Origin of the sequence: Neorhizobium sp. T6_25, from assembly GCF_002968555.1 — a bacterium.
In the GTDB taxonomy this organism is placed as follows: domain Bacteria; phylum Pseudomonadota; class Alphaproteobacteria; order Rhizobiales; family Rhizobiaceae; genus Neorhizobium.
In genome coordinates this window covers 65,891-82,219 of sequence record NZ_PVBL01000030.1, presented here as the reverse complement: position 1 = coordinate 82,219, position 16,329 = coordinate 65,891, and the positions used below count along the sequence as shown (strand labels likewise).

General features: G+C 59.7%; 19 protein-coding genes and 5 pseudogenes. 9 read left to right on the top strand and 15 right to left on the bottom strand.

What is annotated here, in order from left to right:
• Nucleotides 1-411 precede the first annotated feature (411 nt).
• The 5 genes and pseudogenes from C5L10_RS33930 to C5L10_RS28680 form a co-directional block, all read right to left on the bottom strand.
• Entirely contained in the window at nt 412-675 is a 264-nt protein-coding gene (locus tag C5L10_RS33930; protein WP_172717232.1) for a hypothetical protein, read from the bottom strand.
• 469 nt (nt 676-1,144) lie between these two features.
• Nucleotides 1,145-1,798 (bottom strand): hypothetical protein, encoded by a 654-nt coding sequence (locus C5L10_RS28695; RefSeq protein WP_105432442.1) that lies wholly within the window; start codon nt 1,796-1,798, stop codon nt 1,145-1,147.
• Between the two features lie 341 nt (nt 1,799-2,139).
• Nucleotides 2,140-2,457, bottom strand: a complete 318-nt coding sequence (locus C5L10_RS28690) for a hypothetical protein (protein WP_105432441.1) — start codon at nt 2,455-2,457, stop codon at nt 2,140-2,142.
• Complete coding sequence (locus C5L10_RS28685; protein ID WP_105432440.1) at nt 2,454-2,651, bottom strand: hypothetical protein; 198 nt, start codon at nt 2,649-2,651, stop codon at nt 2,454-2,456. The genes C5L10_RS28690 and C5L10_RS28685 overlap by 4 nt, the downstream gene beginning before the upstream one ends.
• Nucleotides 2,648-2,864 (bottom strand): annotated as a pseudogene (locus tag C5L10_RS28680) (hypothetical protein). The gene C5L10_RS28685 and the pseudogene C5L10_RS28680 overlap by 4 nt, the downstream one beginning before the upstream one ends.
• 129 nt (nt 2,865-2,993) lie before the next feature.
• Between C5L10_RS28680 and C5L10_RS28675 the strand changes: the two are divergent.
• Nucleotides 2,994-3,248 carry a hypothetical protein gene (locus C5L10_RS28675; protein ID WP_105432439.1) on the top strand — a complete coding sequence of 85 codons (255 nt, stop codon included), beginning with the start codon at nt 2,994-2,996 and terminating at the stop codon, nt 3,246-3,248.
• 46 nt (nt 3,249-3,294) lie between these two features.
• On the opposite strand, the gene C5L10_RS28670 is transcribed toward C5L10_RS28675, so the two are convergent.
• Together C5L10_RS28670 and C5L10_RS28665 are read right to left on the bottom strand one after the other, a co-directional pair.
• On the bottom strand, nt 3,295-3,699 hold the full coding sequence (locus C5L10_RS28670) for a response regulator (protein WP_105432450.1): 405 nt from the start codon (nt 3,697-3,699) through the stop codon (nt 3,295-3,297).
• A gap of 758 nt (nt 3,700-4,457) precedes the next feature.
• Nucleotides 4,458-4,912: pseudogene (locus C5L10_RS28665) on the bottom strand (SOS response-associated peptidase family protein); the annotation flags it as partial.
• A 1-nt stretch (nt 4,913) separates the two neighbouring features.
• Between C5L10_RS28665 and C5L10_RS35075 the strand changes: the two are divergent.
• Nucleotides 4,914-5,162: pseudogene (locus C5L10_RS35075) on the top strand (hypothetical protein); the annotation flags it as partial.
• On the opposite strand, the gene C5L10_RS28655 reads toward C5L10_RS35075, so the two are convergent.
• Nucleotides 5,159-5,419, bottom strand: a complete 261-nt coding sequence (locus C5L10_RS28655; protein ID WP_105432438.1) for a hypothetical protein — start codon at nt 5,417-5,419, stop codon at nt 5,159-5,161. The pseudogene C5L10_RS35075 and the gene C5L10_RS28655 overlap by 4 nt on opposite strands.
• A 63-nt stretch (nt 5,420-5,482) precedes the next feature.
• Here C5L10_RS28655 and C5L10_RS34560 point away from each other — a divergent pair, with 63 nt between their 5' ends.
• Nucleotides 5,483-5,767: a hypothetical protein gene (locus C5L10_RS34560; protein WP_245448242.1), complete on the top strand. Its 285-nt coding sequence runs from the start codon at nt 5,483-5,485 to the stop codon at nt 5,765-5,767.
• A 1,130-nt stretch (nt 5,768-6,897) separates the two neighbouring features.
• Nucleotides 6,898-7,224 carry an oxidoreductase gene (locus C5L10_RS28645; RefSeq protein WP_105432437.1) on the top strand — a complete coding sequence of 109 codons (327 nt, stop codon included), beginning with the start codon at nt 6,898-6,900 and terminating at the stop codon, nt 7,222-7,224.
• A 111-nt stretch (nt 7,225-7,335) separates the two neighbouring features.
• Here the strand turns inward: C5L10_RS28645 and C5L10_RS28640 are convergent, their stop codons facing one another.
• The 3 genes from C5L10_RS28640 to C5L10_RS28630 are packed head-to-tail and all read right to left on the bottom strand — an operon-like array spanning nt 7,336 to nt 8,038.
• Nucleotides 7,336-7,653, bottom strand: coding sequence for a hypothetical protein (locus C5L10_RS28640; RefSeq protein ID WP_105432436.1), 318 nt, complete (start codon nt 7,651-7,653; stop codon nt 7,336-7,338).
• Nucleotides 7,650-7,850, bottom strand: a complete 201-nt coding sequence (locus C5L10_RS28635; RefSeq protein WP_105432435.1) for a hypothetical protein — start codon at nt 7,848-7,850, stop codon at nt 7,650-7,652. The genes C5L10_RS28640 and C5L10_RS28635 overlap by 4 nt, the downstream gene beginning before the upstream one ends.
• The gene (locus C5L10_RS28630; protein ID WP_105432434.1) at nt 7,847-8,038 is read right to left on the bottom strand and encodes a hypothetical protein; all 192 of its coding nucleotides are present in this window, start codon (nt 8,036-8,038) and stop codon (nt 7,847-7,849) included. Before C5L10_RS28630 ends, C5L10_RS28635 begins: the two co-directional genes overlap by 4 nt.
• A gap of 726 nt (nt 8,039-8,764) precedes the next feature.
• Here C5L10_RS28630 and C5L10_RS28625 point away from each other — a divergent pair.
• Complete coding sequence (locus C5L10_RS28625; RefSeq protein ID WP_105432433.1) at nt 8,765-9,748, top strand: L,D-transpeptidase; 984 nt, start codon at nt 8,765-8,767, stop codon at nt 9,746-9,748.
• 2 nt (nt 9,749-9,750) lie between these two features.
• Here the strand turns inward: C5L10_RS28625 and C5L10_RS35070 are convergent, their stop codons facing one another.
• The 3 genes and pseudogenes from C5L10_RS35070 to C5L10_RS28615 all read right to left on the bottom strand — a co-directional run.
• Nucleotides 9,751-10,038 (bottom strand): hypothetical protein, encoded by a 288-nt coding sequence (locus C5L10_RS35070; RefSeq protein WP_311766222.1) that lies wholly within the window; start codon nt 10,036-10,038, stop codon nt 9,751-9,753.
• A gap of 220 nt (nt 10,039-10,258) precedes the next feature.
• Entirely contained in the window at nt 10,259-10,357 is a 99-nt protein-coding gene (locus tag C5L10_RS35065; protein WP_371411994.1) for a hypothetical protein, read from the bottom strand.
• 267 nt (nt 10,358-10,624) lie between these two features.
• Nucleotides 10,625-10,780: pseudogene (locus C5L10_RS28615) on the bottom strand (ATP-dependent DNA ligase); the annotation flags it as partial.
• Nucleotides 10,781-11,166: 386 nt separating this feature from the next.
• Here C5L10_RS28615 and C5L10_RS28610 point away from each other — a divergent pair.
• The 4 genes and pseudogenes from C5L10_RS28610 to C5L10_RS28595 form a co-directional block, all read left to right on the top strand.
• Complete coding sequence (locus C5L10_RS28610; protein ID WP_205837105.1) at nt 11,167-12,153, top strand: tripartite tricarboxylate transporter substrate binding protein; 987 nt, start codon at nt 11,167-11,169, stop codon at nt 12,151-12,153.
• A 39-nt stretch (nt 12,154-12,192) separates the two neighbouring features.
• Nucleotides 12,193-13,818 carry a class I adenylate-forming enzyme family protein gene (locus C5L10_RS28605; protein WP_105432431.1) on the top strand — a complete coding sequence of 542 codons (1,626 nt, stop codon included), beginning with the start codon at nt 12,193-12,195 and terminating at the stop codon, nt 13,816-13,818.
• The gene (locus C5L10_RS28600; protein WP_105432430.1) at nt 13,815-14,468 is read left to right on the top strand and encodes a 2-hydroxychromene-2-carboxylate isomerase; all 654 of its coding nucleotides are present in this window, start codon (nt 13,815-13,817) and stop codon (nt 14,466-14,468) included. Before C5L10_RS28605 ends, C5L10_RS28600 begins: the two co-directional genes overlap by 4 nt.
• 585 nt (nt 14,469-15,053) lie before the next feature.
• Nucleotides 15,054-15,577, top strand: a pseudogene (locus C5L10_RS28595) (ISL3 family transposase); the annotation flags it as partial.
• 157 nt (nt 15,578-15,734) lie between these two features.
• Here the strand turns inward: C5L10_RS28595 and C5L10_RS28590 are convergent.
• Entirely contained in the window at nt 15,735-16,319 is a 585-nt protein-coding gene (locus tag C5L10_RS28590; protein ID WP_105432429.1) for a hypothetical protein, read from the bottom strand.
• Nucleotides 16,320-16,329 lie beyond the last annotated feature (10 nt).

Here is a 16,329-nt window from a genome sequence, read left to right as displayed (position 1 = left end):
GGCTGATCCTTCGCGAATTCCCAGCGCGAACGCAGCTCCGCCGGTGACAATGCGGGATGAAGCGAGAACGCCAGACAGGGAGGTCCAGGATCCGCCAATGATGAACTGCCTGCGTGATACCATTCGGGCACTCCGTGCTTTCGCCAATCTATCTGCACTGGCGCACTTTTGAAAGACTATCCTCGGGCGTTGGTGAATCAGCGTTCGTCCTCGTGGCGCTCCAAAATCCCGATCGCCCATTCCAGCCAGGCCGGAATATCTCGATCACCGGCTTTCCAGCGGCGAACGGATCTGGCATCCACGCCGACCCGCCTCGCGAGGGACGATTGCCACTTCTTACCATACGGAGCGGAACAGCGTTGTTCGAGTTCGGCAGGGGTCACGGGGAGGGGCTCCAAGGATCATCGGCCATCAGATCTCGCCGTGCTGCCTGTCCAGGGTGCCCAACTCCAACTGCGGCAGGGTCCCCTCCCGGGAGGACATGGTCAGTACCTCGACCCGAACTAAAAGACCGGCTCTGTGGGTTCGGCGAATAGCGGCGTTCAGGATGCGGAGCGCTTCGGCCATGTGTTCCTGGGCTTCGGCGCGTTCTTCCGTTGCCGCGCTGTCCAGGAACATAGCCGATCGGAACAAGCCGCAGTGGCAGACCATTGCGGTGGCGCCCTCGTTCTGCACGATTGTCGGCGGCCTGGTCTACTGGCGCACCCAAATCGCGACCACCGACCTCAAGAGATGGTGACGCAAAAGGAAATGGAAGGGCGCACGAACCGCGGATCGGAGGATCGGGCGCGAGCAGGAGCGCCGTTCAGGACGTCCGGGACGCCCTGATCCCGCGCGAGGAGTTAGACGGCGTGCGGGTAAACTGCGATCAGCTGTTCCAGGACCAGCAGCGCCAGATCACCGAGGTCGCAGGGCAGCGTCTACGGCCAGCGCGACATTATTCTCGATCATCGGGGGCGTCTTGACCGGGTCAAGCAACATCGCACTCGCCTGGGAGCTAGCCCAGCCAAGGTCTAACGTCCATCCGCGCGTTCCTGGCGGGCCTAAGCCCGGCAGCCTTCACCGACTGCGGGGCTTTTCTATTCGCACCAGTCGTTCGGTTTACCAGACCGCCATTCACGCGCGGTTGGAGGATGGAATAGGATCAACGCGCCGCTGTCATTTGCAACATACTGCACAGCTGGACGAGGGACCGATCCCCACCGTGCGACGTAATCTCAGCGCACCGGGTCAGCAAGCGGCGCTGCTCGCTCGATGACATACCTTGAAATGCCTGCATCTGTGCATTGGTGAGCCTCCCACTACCAGTGCTGCCGCCGGCGCCACTCCCGGAGCCACCGATCCCCAGAAATCCGAGGCTCCCTCCCGACCCGCCGATGCCGGCCGCGGCATTTGCATTGACGCCGCGCCCCCCTCCGATCGACGCCGTCGCGTTAGCGTCGATGCCATCCCGTGCGCCGACGTTGGCACTCGCATTCAAGCGCTCGTTGCGCCCGACAGAAGCGTTTATGTCGGCGACATCGCCGCCGCTCAGGACGTTGGCATCCGCGTTAACCCCGTTCGACCCACCCACCGACGCGCTGACGTCCGCGAGGCCGCTACTGCCGCCAATTCCGACGTCGGCATTTATGCCGCTGGAGCCGCCTACCGAGGCATCGGCGCCGAGGCCGTCGCTTGTGTCGACGCCAACGCTCACCCCATTTTCACCGCCAATAGAAACGTCCTGAGCGGATGCGAAGCCGCCGAAGGGAATAACGAGAGTGCTCGAAAGCAATAGAATTCGCAGCGATTTTTGCATGATTTCAACTCCTTTAAGGTCAGCCGCTGTCGACCGATGAAGTTTAAATCCGTGGGCCTGCGGGTGGTTTCAGGGGAGCAATTGGAACGGCGCGTCCTGGTTAACCGGTGAACAACAATCGGCCGAAAGCCGTACCATTCCGTTGCGGCCCGTGCCTCCTCGAGGCGGTCCCGGATATCGACGGCCTGGCAGTCTTGAAAAGGGAGATGGCGTAGCCGGCGACCAACTGACTTGCCCCGGATGTCCGGCCTCAACATTTCAAGGGCCCGGGACCCCGTAGCCGTCAACGGCTGCTGGGTTTTCATATTCGGCAGGAGCTTCGGCGGGCTTCGTGCCGACTCTCATTTCCGGTCGGTTTGGATCACCGTTTTCGTGTCCAGCACGATATGGAGGTCTCGGATTATTCCGGGGGCATCCAGCAGGGCAGCCTTGACCTGATTAGGCGATCGATTGCCCGACCCCAAGGCCACAGCTGTCGTCTGCAGGTCGATGACTGCGTCGGCCGCGGTAAGGGCGCCCGGCATGCCGATTTTCTCCCGCATATCGCGGATCGTCGTTATCGCGCGGTTGAGTAGGTGGCGAGCTTCTTCCCCGCGGAGCATCTCGACTTCATTCGCGGCCCGCACCAACTCAGCGATGAAATCGGTGGTCGAGCTCAATGCAGTGTGTCCTTGTCGGGAACCATACCCACCGAGTTCATGAAGTCTGCCAAGGTGTCGGCGCTGTCTTGCGGAAGGTCGAAATACGGTTTTCCGCCGATGAACACGGTGCGGCCAGTGGTAGTGTCGAATATCTCCCACCTCGAGTCGCTGTCTTTGCGAATATCGAAGCGTGATCCGGCCGTCGTCGTCAAAGTCTTGACCCCTGGCGCCGGTAGGTGGTTGGTGGCGGGAGAGAAATGTGGCTGGGCGAGCGTTTCCAGCCAAGTCGCAAGGCCAGCGGGCACCTCTGCGTTTCCCGTTTCCAGCGCTTCGATCCATGAAAGATCCCATTGCAAAGCCGACGCCAGGTTGATTGGCGTCCAGCGGATATGGAGCAGGCATTCGTTGAAGCGGTCAGGACTCATGAAACCAGCATTGCCACCCTCTGTACGGGAGTCAAGTTGCGGCGGCAGATCGTGAGTAGCAAACGAGCTGGGTGAGAGCCTCTCAGATCTGAGGGTTGCGCGGGAGCCACGATATGCTCAACTGCCGTCATGACTAAAGATGAAATTGAAGCCTTCGTGGCTACCATGATCGAGGCTGGGAGCAACATCCAGGCGATCGGGACAATTGGATATGTTGTAGTCGAACCGGTCGATCCGACTGACAAAGAAGCTTACCGCCGGATCGCGCTTGTCTCTTCGGCATTTGGCGACCGAGATCACCTCAAGGAGGACATTATCGCATACCTTCATGAAATTGGGCGGGTGGTGGAGATCCCAAAGGAGCCCCACACAGGCTTGATTTGATCACCACGTCTGGCAACGGTTTTTGGGTGGCGTACCGTAGTGGCTACTACGAGGACATCGTTCCAGTGGTGCTGGCTTGATTTAGCAGTGTTGCGATTGCCGTTACAAGCTGTGCCTCAACAAATGGCTTTTGGAGAACAATGCTCCCCGGGACACCATGAGCTGACCAAAGGCTCGCGCTGTCTCCTGTCATGTAGATGACCGGAATTGTCGGCACGAGTTCGCGGGCTCGATGTGCGACGTCCCAACCACTCGGGCCCGTGCCAAGCCGTACGTCTGTAACAACGGCAGACAAGAAGGCGTCGCCCGCGAGTATGTCAATCGCTTCCTGACCGCTGCTGGCCGCGACAATCCTAAATCCGGCGGCTGATAGGAACTCTTCCACCGCCAATGAAACCAGTGGGTCGTCTTCAACAAGAAGGAGTAATGGGGCTTCGGATGGTTCGGTCACTGTCAATCCCTACGATATCGAGTTCTTACCCGTCCGCGAGCAAGGCCGCTAGAACGCGCAACTACCTACGTAGTTCCCGAAGATCGGGTCCCTAAGAAACCACACGATAGAAGCGCGGAGACATGATGGCTCCGTTATACCACAAGCTGCCCGTGGCCTTGAACGAGCGACCACTCCGGCGCCTGGTCATCATTCTCGTGGTCAATTGGCGATTATCCGCCCGGCAGCTCAAGGCGCCCGTTCATACCCTGTACAGGTCTTTTACGGAAAATGGCGTGCCTAGATCGAATGACTTGTTCGTCGTCAGATTGGTAGGCCCAAATTGGATGCTCGCTGCAAACAGGTTTTCACCGCATACATCGACCGGGAATACGGCGGTTCGGCATTGGATATTGAGGAAGCGCTCCTCCTTGCGTTCGAGCAAGGCACTGAAGCGGCGAAGCGCCGAGGTGATGCGAGCTCCTGTTCCTACAGCGCAGTTGCTGACCCAGAACAGTTTTTAGCGTGGGTGGAAGGTTTCGAGTGCTGTTTTACTCGATGACCTGACCCGATGCACCTTTTGTGTTGCGACGTCAGGTCTTTCACCTCAATAAGCCCTTTGAGGGAATTGATCACTTCTGCGCCATTGGCTTAGACTTCGGGAATAGGCCGGGCAAAGAAGAGCCCCGGCTGCGAAAGCCCGCGGTTCCGGGGATTGACGCGGGCTTTCCCACTTCCATCATTTTTCGGTGGTTGGAGGGTGTAAGTCCCTCGGTCAGTCATAGCAGCGCAGGTTCCTCCTCCTGCGGCTTCGCCGGCGGCTCCGCGATCACCAGCATATTTCCCGGTAGCGGCCGCTGCAGGTGCTTGGCCTCATCCCATGGTGCTGTCAGCTACAAGTCGACCACTTCCGGGGTAGTGAGGATCGTCGGCATTGCCTTCTGGTAGATCGGCGAAACGATCTCGTTGGGCTCCGTGGTCAGGAAGCCAAACAGTTCATATTCCCGCTCTCCGTCGCGCACCTTGCGAATACCTCGCCACGGCGTCAAGAACCCAGCGAAGAACATCAGAGGATGTTCCTCGCTTCCGGCGACCATGCGTTCGGCACGCGGCCGCCCATAACCTTGCTGGCCGGGTCCGGTTCCGCGAAGGACGTGAATGGGACGACACAGCGGCTGGTCGGGCCGAGCCAGCGCCTCCAGTGCGGCGAGCTGACGTTGCGAATGTTCGTCACGGTGCCGATGGCCATCATCAACGCCAGCTATGAGGCCGCATTCCTTGAACTGAGCAACCCAGGCAGCCTGTCGCCGGTGGTGACCGGGGCATCGACCCTGAAGCGCGAGAAGATAGGTGGTGGTCGAATACTCGACATCCTCGTCGACCAGGGTTGAAGACACGGTCGCTCCACTCCGGTGGTCACGGCGATCGAGGGGCTGCTGTGGTCGTTCTTGATGCCGTGCTTGCCTAGAGTTCGGGTGGTTTAGCTCCGCCGGGCGCGGAAGATACGCTTCCAGATGGTGCCGCCCAGATATTTGTTGAAGATGACGAAGTAGGCCACGATCAGCGCAAAGAGCAGGAGGGCCGAACCGCCAGTCAGGTTGAAGCCTGACTCGGTCTTGCCGCCAAAGATTGTCGCGACAAGAATGCCGAAAACCCAGAATGCCGTGAAGAAGTCGAAGATCGCCGCCAGCACAATACGCCACGTGGCGGGCTGCGGCCTGGTCTCAGTTGTTGCTTCCATAGTAACGCCCCCTTTTCCCCTAAAACTTGAGCTTACGGCTGCCGTTCCGATTCTGCAAATAGGATGACGGAGGGCCAATCCCGTCTATGCCCACCTGCAGGCCACGGCGAACCGGCTGATTGGGAAATACGGACGGCTGGGGTACGTCACGCGCATCCCGCCTCTCCGCGCGAAGAGCTTGATCGGGTCTGGGCGAACTATGACCAGCGGTTCCAGGACCAGCAGCGCCAGATCGACGAGGTAAAGACGGCGCAGGGCAGCGTTTACGGCCAGCGAGATATCATTCTGGATCTGAGGGAGCGGCTCGATCGGGTCGAGAGACAACGGATCGCCTCACCGGGTACCTAAGGAGGCTCCAAAAAAGAAGCCCCGAAGCGAAGGTCGCACCGGGGCTCCGGAGCGCAGCGGAAAGCTTCCCAAGACTAAGCGCGCGCATCCTCCTTATCAACGGAGGAGACGGCATACAGTTCCCGCAGGGGAGTCCCGTGGGCGTTCCGGCGAAGTGAGAGTCAGGCAAATACGCCGAGGCGAACAGCCGTGCCTGTTCTGAGACATTGAACAGCGTCGCCAACGGCCGTTGGTGGTGTCAAATATTTCTCAGGTATGTTCGCTGTCTTTGCGGAGGTCGAAGCGGTTGCGTGTGCTTATGTCCGGAAACTGACAGGATGTTCGTTGGAGTCAAGACAGCGACTAAAGCCACCGAAGGCAGATCGTTGGCCTCGGGTGGGAACTTCTTTCTGGGTGGACGGTTCGCACCGAGCTACACGCAAACCAGAGGAAACGACCTATGTTGAGAATTCTGACAGTGAGTGCTCTTGCGTTCGGTCTTGCAACGTCTGCTTTCGCCCAGGGCGCAACAGGCGGTTCAGGGACCGGTTCTTCCGGAACCGGCAGTGCCGCCGGCGCGGCCGCAGGTTCGACCGGCAACGGAACCGGTACGGCCGGAGCTCAAGGAGCTGCCACGGGTACCAATACTACCGGGTCCAGCGGTGGGAACGCCAACAACGCGGGCAGCACCAATTCCGGCTGCGTAACCACCCCCACGCAACAGGGTTCGGCCGGGGGACCAGCTTCAAACTCCGGATCGAACGGCGCCGCCAATCAAGCTAACCGCTGCTGATAGCTCAATTTGAAAAGCCCCGTGGCCTAAACCGGCTGCGGGGCTTTTTCTCGTTCGGTTGGCTATCGCCAGCTGCCCTAGCCAGATCGCCAAGTGCAAAGCGACGGACGGTGGAGCAAGCACGAAAAGTCTCCACCAGCAAGACTGTTTTGGGGCGGCGGAGCGCCAAGTCAGGTGTAGGCGTAACGAGAGAGGAAACTGACAAGGCGCTCCATCATCCCAACATCGCCCGGCGGCGTTTGTTTCCGCATAGGGGGTCTATTCGGGATTCAGGTTAGTTTACTGGGAACATTCCATGCACCTCGCTGTTCGTCTCTTCGTAGGCATAAAGCCACGAAGACACGAGAGGAAACGATTCATGATGAAGCTTCTAACCGTGAGCGCCTTGGCGCTCGGTCTGGCAACCTCTGCATTCGCACAAGGCACCGGCGGTGGCACTGGCACAGGTGGCACGGGCACCGGCGGTACGACCGGCTCCGGTGGTGCTGGAACCGGCGCCGGAACGGCGACCGACACAACCGCCCCCGGCACGTCAGCAACCGGCACTGCAAACACGCAAGGCGCGGGCACGGCCGGCAGCTCCAATGCCAACTGCGGCAAGAGCCCGACCGTTGCAGGGGCGGGTGGAACCAATGCTTCCACGTCAACCGCGAACAGCCCGGTCAATCAGGCAAACTCCTGCTAATCGACTGGCGGTTTCCAAGAAAAGCCCCGCGCGCTTTGGCCGGGGCTTTTTTTATTTGCACAATCGTTCCGATTGCCGGGCCGCCATTTGCGCGTGGTTGGTGCTTGCGGCTCATTTCCGATCGATCTGGATCTCCGTCCCCGTATCCAGCACGATATGCAGGTCCCGTATTATGCCGGCGGCATCGAGCAAGGCGGCTTTGACCTGTTCAGGCGATCGATTTCCCAATCCCAAGGCCACAGCTGTCGTCTGTAGGTCGATCACCACGTCGGCAGCGGTACGGCTGCCAGGGATCCCGATTGTCTCGCGCATATCGCGGATGACCGTAATCGCGCGGTTGAGGAGGCGGCGAGCTTCCTCGCCGTGTAGCTTCTCGACCTCATTGGCCGCGCGGATCAACTCTGCGATGAAGTCGGTCGTCGAGCTCAATGCGTTGTCCCTCCGCGCCTTGCGTATTGCGCGTTCAGGAGGTCGGCCAGATCATCGGCCTCTTCCATTCCGAGGGCATCAAGCGTCGTCCCGTTTACCACGGCTGGCAAACCGGTGGAGATGTCGTAGACGGTCCAGTAGTCCGTACCATCTTCGTTCCTTCGCGCAATGAAGCGGTTGTCGAGCTTGTCGTTCAATGTAGCGTCACCCTATCAGGCAGCATCCCGGCCGAATTCATATACTCGGTGAAGGCATCAGCGCTATCGAAGGGCAGTCCGCAAAAGGCCTCTCCCTGGAAAACTACGGTGCGCCCGTTGGTGGTGTCGAATATTTCCCAGGTATGTTCGCTGTCTTTGCGGAGGTCGAAGCGGTCGCGTGTGCTCATGTCCGGAAACTGACAGGAAGTTGCAAGGAGTCAAGGACTCCCAGGCGCCATCTTTAAAGGAGCTCCGGTTGTCTTTGCCAACCATTCGGCTTGATCATCCGCCGGCAAGCCCAACCTGTCCTTGGGGGCCGAAAAATTAGCTCTCGCTTGGTCCGGTACCAGACTAAATCGCCAATTTTTCCTGCCCCTGAAACTAATGCGTAGCCACCCGGTTCGATACCCGAACGCGGAGGTGCTTCTCCCCGGAAGCCTCGCCCCCATAAACTTCCGCGTTCATCATCGAACCTGTCCCCTAGACTGAGGCTCGCTTCGGCGGGCCTCTTTTTGTCCTCAAGCGTTGTTAGCGGTAGACACTGGAGCGAGCGCTTTCAGATCTTGATACTCCTTTTGGAGAGCTTGATGTCTTAGTCGGTCAAGCAAGGCCCGCTCCAGCCACGGGACGATAATCTACATATCGGCAGATACCAGCCGATCAGTCGATCAATGACAGGGAGAGGGCGCATGAAGCGCCAGGAACCGGTAACGACCCAAGCTTTCGCCTGGAAAAGGCTTTGCGTCTAGCCTTGCTCATCATGATGATCTGCGCGCTACCCGCCACCCTGTTAGCCACGATGGGCGGTGCATTTGCAGAGCATCGATCGCTGCCGGCATATTCTGCCACGAGGTCAATTACGTTGATTTTCAAAGCGGCCTGGAACCTTGGTCGTACCAAGATCTTCTAAAGCAATGAAAGACCAGATTTTGCTCATATCATTGCTGTCTGCTATCTGTCTAAGCGCCGCACAGGCGCATGCGCAGGACCTTTCCCCTGACGCGATAAACAATGCGGATATTGCGTCAACTCCACCGGAGCAAAGTGACCAAAAGAAGTCCGTCCCTCAACCGGCAATTATTCACCTGCAGGTGCTGCTGGATCGCGCTGGTGCTTCGCCAGGCGTCATCGATGGCCTGGATGGAGCCAATCTTCGGAAAGCCATCGCCGGATTTGAGGCTCTCCAACGCTTACCGGTCGACGGCAAGCTTGATCCTGATGTCATCGCCCGGCTGAAAGATGACAAGAACGTCATGGGTCCCTACCAAATCGACCCGGATGATGTCGCAGACATCGTAAGCGAGATTCCAAAGGATTACGCCGAGCAAGCCAAAATGGAGCACCTCGGCTACACCAGTGTCGCCGAAAAGCTCGCCGAACGCTTTCATATGGACATCGACCTTCTCCACGCGCTGAACCCGACCGCGAAATTCGTGCCAGGCGAAACCATCTCGGTTGCCGGGATAGGTGCTCCTCTAGCTGGCACCGTCAAACGGATTGAGGCGCGACGCAAGCAAGGGCAGCTCATCGCCCTCGACGATCAGGGTGTCGTCTTGGCGGCTTACCCGGCGACGATTGGCAGTGAGGATAACCCCTCACCTTCAGGCAAGCATAAGGTGAAAGGCGTCGCCCGTAACCCGCCCTACGTCTACAATCCGAAAATCAACTTTCAGCAGGGAAAGAACAAGAAGAAGCTTACCCTGCCAAGCGGCCCGAATAACCCTGTCGGTACCGTTTGGATTGATCTTTCCGAGCCCACATACGGCATTCATGGGACGCCGGAGCCTTCCCTGATTGATAAAGCTGGCTCGCATGGGTGTGTCCGCCTTACGAACTGGGACGCCGAAGAGCTTGCCAGTATGGTGAAACCGGGTATCGTCGTCGAGTTCGTGGATTGATCCTATGAGATCCACGGGTGGTGGTCCGTTGACCAGGCTTCAACCGGCTGGCGGCTGCTGCCGGCCAGGCTGCGGATGGTCGGGGCCGTGGCTGCAGAAACGTTGAAGGCGCCGTCTGCCACAACCCGGCTGGAATAGGCGCCGACGCCGGTAAGGGCAAGGCTGCTATCGAAGTCGATCTGTGTCGCGCCGGAGTAAATGCTGTTTGCCTGCAGGTTGAAAATGCCGCCGGCACCGGTGACGGTGAGGCCGCCGACGCCACTGAAGCCCGACGCGGTGTCTGTTCCCACGGCAAAGCCGGCAGTATCGATGGTCAGGCCGCCAGCGAGCAGGTGAGTTCGGTGCCGGTAAAACTGTTGATGAAGGTCGCGTTAGTGGCAGTCGCGCGCAGAATACCATCGTTAAAATTGGCTTGGCTTGCACCGTCACCGCCCCGAAGGGATAGTGTCTGCAACGTACCGCCGCTGTTGATGTTAAGGGTGCTCGAAGCTCCGGTATTGCCGCCAAAAACTATATTTGGCCCCGTCGCAACCTGCCCGCCGTCTCGATATTCAGTGTCCCGATACCTGAAAAGCCGACATAGAAAGTGGAGATCGGTACGTTCCACATTGATCCAGAGCCAGTTACAGTGACGGTCCCGGTGTTTCCGGCTACAGTCGCAATTCGGGAGCTGCCTGTGCTAGGCGTGCGTCTGGCGCGCTCACCATTCAAAACGGCAGCCGTTTGACCAAAGCGAGCTTTTCGACACTTTCGCGCCAAGCGCATCCTGAACGCCGCGCTTCTCGAAGACAGTATCGGTGTGTCCAGAGGAAAGCTGAGACGACAATGGCTGCAGTGGCGTGAAAACGAAGTTGCTAGCGGACGGCGCTGATTTCGCTAAGCGAGCCGGGAGACATCCGCATTATCCTGGCGTTCTCGCAATCCCTTGCAGGTTGGATGGCGGAGTTTCCCGTCCGCCGTCCACGCGCAAAAATCGATCTCGGCAATGACCGTAGGCTGGGCCCAAACGACATCGCTTCCGGAATAGGGCAGGGTCGTTCCCATCTTGTCGTCCATCCATGGAAGTCTACGCAATCAGTTGCCCCTATCCTGCCGAGCCTCGGCTATCCGCATCGGCAATAGCCATACGAATCGAAGGTAGGGATTTGCGTCCACCTGTGACGGTGAACGAAGTGGCGGAACGCCGCGGATCGATGCCGTCATAGATGTCGTCACGTCAGGGGGGCGAGCTTGTCCAGCAGATCGCCGAAGTCTTTCGCAATGGGGCATAATAGCCGATCTCCGAGAAATATTCGACGGCTGTTTTGCGGACTCACCATTCAGATCGTCGTGGGTGAGGCCGTGGAGCATTGCCTTATATCAGACGACCTGATATTTAAATTCGTGAGGAGCAAAAATCAGGCCTTGGGAGGGGTATCATGATGATGTGTCGTCGTGCCGCGCTGGCATGTCTTACCAGCAGTGCGTTCACGCTTTTGATGGGAGCAACCGTCGCACGCGCGCAATCCACGGATTTTCCGAGCAAGCAGATCACCCTCGTCAACGGCTTTCCGGCCGGTTCCGGCGCCGATGTTTTGGTCCGGTATTTAGGCAAGGAGCTAGAGACGCTGACGAAGGTCCCGGTCATCGTCGACAACAAGACGGGTGCAGCCGGCAATATTGGCGCCGAATACGTGGCGCGCTCCAAACCGGATGGCTACACCATGTACGTGCATGCCGCGAGCTCGGTCGCTGCCAACATGCATCTTTTCAAGAAGCCGCCGATCGACGTGGCAAAGGATCTGCAGATTGCCGCGACCGTCAACCAGCAGGCCTTCATGCTGATGGTCCCGTCAGCCAGCCCGTACAAGACGGTGGCGGAACTGGTGAAGGGCATGCAGGAGAAGGGCGACAAGGGCAGCTATGCCCAGTCCAATACGACGGGGCGCGTCATGGGCCGCATGTTCACCGATGCGGCAATGCTCAAGACTGTTGCGGTCGCGTACAAGACTGACAATGACACCGTCAACGATTTCGCCAGCGGCGTGCTTGATTTCGCCATGATGAACCCTGTCTTCGCGCTTGGTCAGGTGCGGGAAGGCCGTGCCCGCATTCTGGCGGTCAGCACGCCTGAGCGGCTGAAGGCTGCACCCGACTATCCGACTTTCGCGGAAGCCGGCATTCCCGATCTCGTCATGCTTAGTTGGTTCGCGGCCATGGTTCCGTCTGCGACACCGAAGCCAGTCGTCGACAAGATCAACGGCTACTTCAAGACCATTCTCTCCAAGCCGGAGACGGCGAAATTCTTCATGGAGAATGGCGGTGATCCCTTCATCAGCACGCCGGAAGAAGGCCAAAAACTCTTGGTGCGGCAGGTCGGAGACTGGGAACGTTACGTGAAGATGGCCGGCATCGAGCAGCAATAATCATCCGCAGCAAACACGCGGCAGGAGAAGACACGGGACATGGTGACCGCGAACAGCCTTTCGTCCTTTGCGGGCCTCGATTTCGTGTCGCTCCTCACCAGGCGGGCGGCGGAGCGGCCGGATCATCCACTGCTCATCTGGGCGCCGGCTGATGGTCCGGAAAAGACCTGGACCTATGCCGCCTTCGTGCATGAGGTCGCCTGCCTTGCAGGCGGCCTTGCGGCGCGCGGCATCCGCCCCGGAGACCGGGTTCTGCTGCATCTCGAAAACTGCCCGGAAGCGCTTTTGGCCCGCTTCGCCTGCGCCTGGCTCGGGGCGATCTGCGTTGCGACCAATGCGCTGGCCGCAGGGCCGGAGCTTGCCGGCCTCGCCGAAACGGTTGGACCGCGGGCGGCGATAACCCAGCCGAAGTTTTCGAGCCTTGTCGACAATCACGTCAGGGGGCTGGACTGGATCGCCGTGACCGACACGGATGCCGGCACGCCATCCGAAGCAGCCGACCTTCCCGCGCGGGGCGAACGTTTCTGGCCCCTACTGACCGAACCGATGACGCCGAGGGCCGCCGACCCAGCCCTGCCGGCGCTGATCCTCTTCACCACCGGTACCACCGCGCGGGCAAAGGCGGTGCTCTGGACACATGAGAACCTGCTTTGGGCGTCTTGCCTCGGTGCGCAGCAGCAGGGTTTCCGGCCGGACGACGTGGTGCAGCTTTTCCTGCCGCTCTTCCATGTCGTCGGTTTTTCCTGGACCTTCCTGCCGATCCTGTGGACCGGCGGCACCGTTCTTCTGCAGCCGCGCTTTTCCGCGAGCCGTTTCTGGCCGCTGGCGCTGAAGCATCGGGCCACGGCCTCCGCGCATGTCCCGTTCACCATGGCTGCCCTGAAACAGCAGGAAATACCACGCGAGCATTTCTTCCGGATGTGGATCACCAACCGGCAGATACCGGCCCTGCAGCGGACCTTCGGCATCGCAAAGCTGTCCTCCGCCTGGGGAATGACGGAGATGATCGCGCAGCCTATCGTCGGCGACACGGATTACGGCCCACTGGTCGCCGACGCGATCGGGCGCCCGTCGCTCGGTTACCGGATACGCGTCGCCGACGAGGCCGGCCATGACGTTGGGTCGGGCGGAGAAGGGGAACTTCTGGTGGGCGGCGTGCGTGGCCGCTCGCTCTTCCTCGAATATTACAACAATCCCGAGGCGACTGGCGAGGCCTTCGACGCGGACGGTTATTTCAGGACCGGCGACCGGGTGCGCCTGCTCGAGGACGGCTCGATCATGTTCGTCGACCGCATCAAGGACGTCATCAAGGTCGGTGGTGAGGGCGTTTCCGCCAGCGAGGTGGAGGCCGTCATCCAGCGGGTCGAGGGCGTGGCGGAGGTGGCCGTGGTGGCCAAGCCCGATCCGTTGCGCAGCGAAGTGCCAATTGCCTTCGTGGTCCTGAAGCCAGGCCATGGCGAGGATGTCGCGGACCTGCTCATCGAACGCTGCCGCCAGTCGCTGGCAAAATTCAAGGTGCCGCAGGAGGTCCGCTTCCTGAACGAAATGCCCAAAGTCGGTTTCGGCAAGATCGCCAGGGTCAGGCTCAGGGCACTGGCAGCCCAAGGCAGAGTTGCGGAGCAGGCCCGGGAAAGGGCCGAGGAAAGAGATGGAGCGGCACGATGACCGGCGGTCCGGTGGATTTCTACTTCGACCCGATCTCTCCATTCTCCTATCTCGCAACGACCCAGATCGACCGCATCGCCGAACGCCACGGCCGGACGGTGGAATGGCACCCGGTCCTGATCGGCGTCACCATCCTCAAGGTCATGGGCCTCAGGCCGATCCCTGAGACGCCCCTGAAATCCACCTATTTCCGGCTCGATGCCGAACGGCAGGCGGCGATGTTCGGCGTGCCGTTCCGGCAGCATAGCCTGAAGAACATCAATTCGGTCGCCGCCTGCCGGGCCTATCTTTGGCTCCGCGAGCGCGACCAGCAGATGGCGCAGGCCCTGATCAGTCGGATCTCCGCAAGGCTCTGGGTCGATGGCCAAGACATCACCGGCTCCGATGCCGTACTGGCGGAAGCCGGAGCCCTCGGAGCCGATGTCACGGCACTGCGCCAAGCACTCGGCGAGCCCGAGATCAAGCAAAGCCTCGTCAAGGCCGTCGACGCCGCCATCACCCGCGGCGTCTTCGGCGTTCCACATTTCTTCGTGGACGACGAACCACTCTGGGGCTGCGACCGTCTCTGGATGCTCGATTTCAGACTGGCCTATGGCCGCTGGCCGGCTGGAGATGAGTGGCTGTTGAGAACTGACACAGCGAACGTGTAGGATTGTGGTGGGCCGTTTTCTAGGGGGTATGAACTGGCAAGTTTAACTATGGTTGCCCAGTTGGCCTCAACTTCTAGCAGATGCCGGAGCGGATCTCCAGACTTGGCTGGTGGTTTAGTGCGTTGGCGGAAATCTGCCAAGCCACTCGCGCGCCAGCGCGTCTTAGCGAATTAAAAACCAGCTAATGTTCCACAAATGCCCTTTATGCAATAAAACGCGCCTTTTCAGACGCTTATGCTATTTGGAACGCCCGCCTGCGGTTCGTTTTTTTCAAGGCGAAGAAGCTCGTCCGGCACAGCGCCGGGGCAAAACGCTTATGGGCAGTGCCGCCATTCCGGTCGTTAAATCCGTTTCGAGACCCAGCGCACCGCTACCGCCAAAGCCAGAACTGGGTCTTTGCTCTCCGGCCACAAGTCTTCTTCAGGTGCAATCCAGAGGCCATCCTCATCGACACTGATCTCAGCCTGAAGTGGCGTTTCAACGATGTCGAGAGAGATGCCTCGCACCCCGGGCAATGCTAGAGGTTCAGAGCCTATCAGCGGAAATGTCTATTTCGAAAAGGATACGTGCCACCGACACGGCAACTCTGTCGGAGGAATTGTTGACGCTGCGACGCATCGCCGGCGCGCCCGTCTTTCGCATAGGCAATCCCGCCCAGGAAATATCCGACATGCTCCATGCTTTGCGTCAGGAAGGGGTGTCCTACGGCGAGATCGCCAGACGGACCGGCTATGAAACTCGAAGCGTAACGAAGTGGCTCAGGTTCGAAGGCTCCCCCAGGCGGGCGACGGGCGGCACTGAACCCCACATCACCATGGTATTTCGAAACCTTCCTTGCTCAATGCTGGAAGGATGGGAAGGGCGCGGACGGCATCTGTTTCATGACGTCAAGCAGCGCGGCCTACACCGGCAGCTTCGCCAATCTGGAGCGATTGCTCGGAGCCTGGCGGCGGGCCGAAAGGGGGCAGGGCAATGATGTTCCGCCAGTCGCGTCGAAGCTGGAACTGGTTCGAGATCCGGACATCGGTCATGCGATTTTGCCAGTGGTTGCCGCAGCGCTGTGCATCAATCCGCGAGGCCTGCTGACGGACATGCAGGCAAGGAAGGTGGCACGCGCCTAAAGGACGGTGAGGAAAATGTCGGCCAGGAAAAGCAACTTCAGCCCCGCTCCGGCGATCTGTTCGAGAGTCATGGTTGCTGTCTCTCACGATTATCGGAGCAGGAAGCAGCGGGGGAAGAGCCGCTCTCCTCCAACGGCTGCTCTCATCATTCGCCTGTGGTGGCTGGCGTTCTAGGTCTGTCGTTTGTTTCATTTGGCGCTGACCTTGGATCGGCCAGCTGTTTACGGGCGGCGCCCCGCGAAGCCTCGACGCCTTTTGGAAAGCCGCTGCGGTCGCCATAGTTGCGAACCTGGCCCTGTCGCCTGGTATGGCGGGCGGAACTTACGCCCGTTGCGATGACATCGAGAAGGGTGACACCGGCGACCATAGCCAGCGCCAATGCGGCGTTGGCCCGCTTGCGGTTGTCAGGTCTCAGGGCCGTCGCCAGGGTTGCGATGTCCAGTGCGTCCCCGGCTATCCGGCTTGCAAGCCCTGCCTGCTTGTCCACCGACAGCGTCATAAAGCCAGAGCCGATTTCACGCGCGCCGAAGGCTCGAACAAGGTTTTCCTTGCCGCGAATTCCGAGTGCAGTCGTGATCTTTCCAGCCGCAAAGATCTCGGCCAGGCCGAGACCGATGCTGAACCAGCCAAGATTGCGTGCCAGCCGATCGGAGGAGCTGAGTGAACTTGGGCCCGACCGCAAGACTTTCGGATCGCCATGCGAACGGGCCATATTGCTGAGAAAAGACATGTTGAAACCC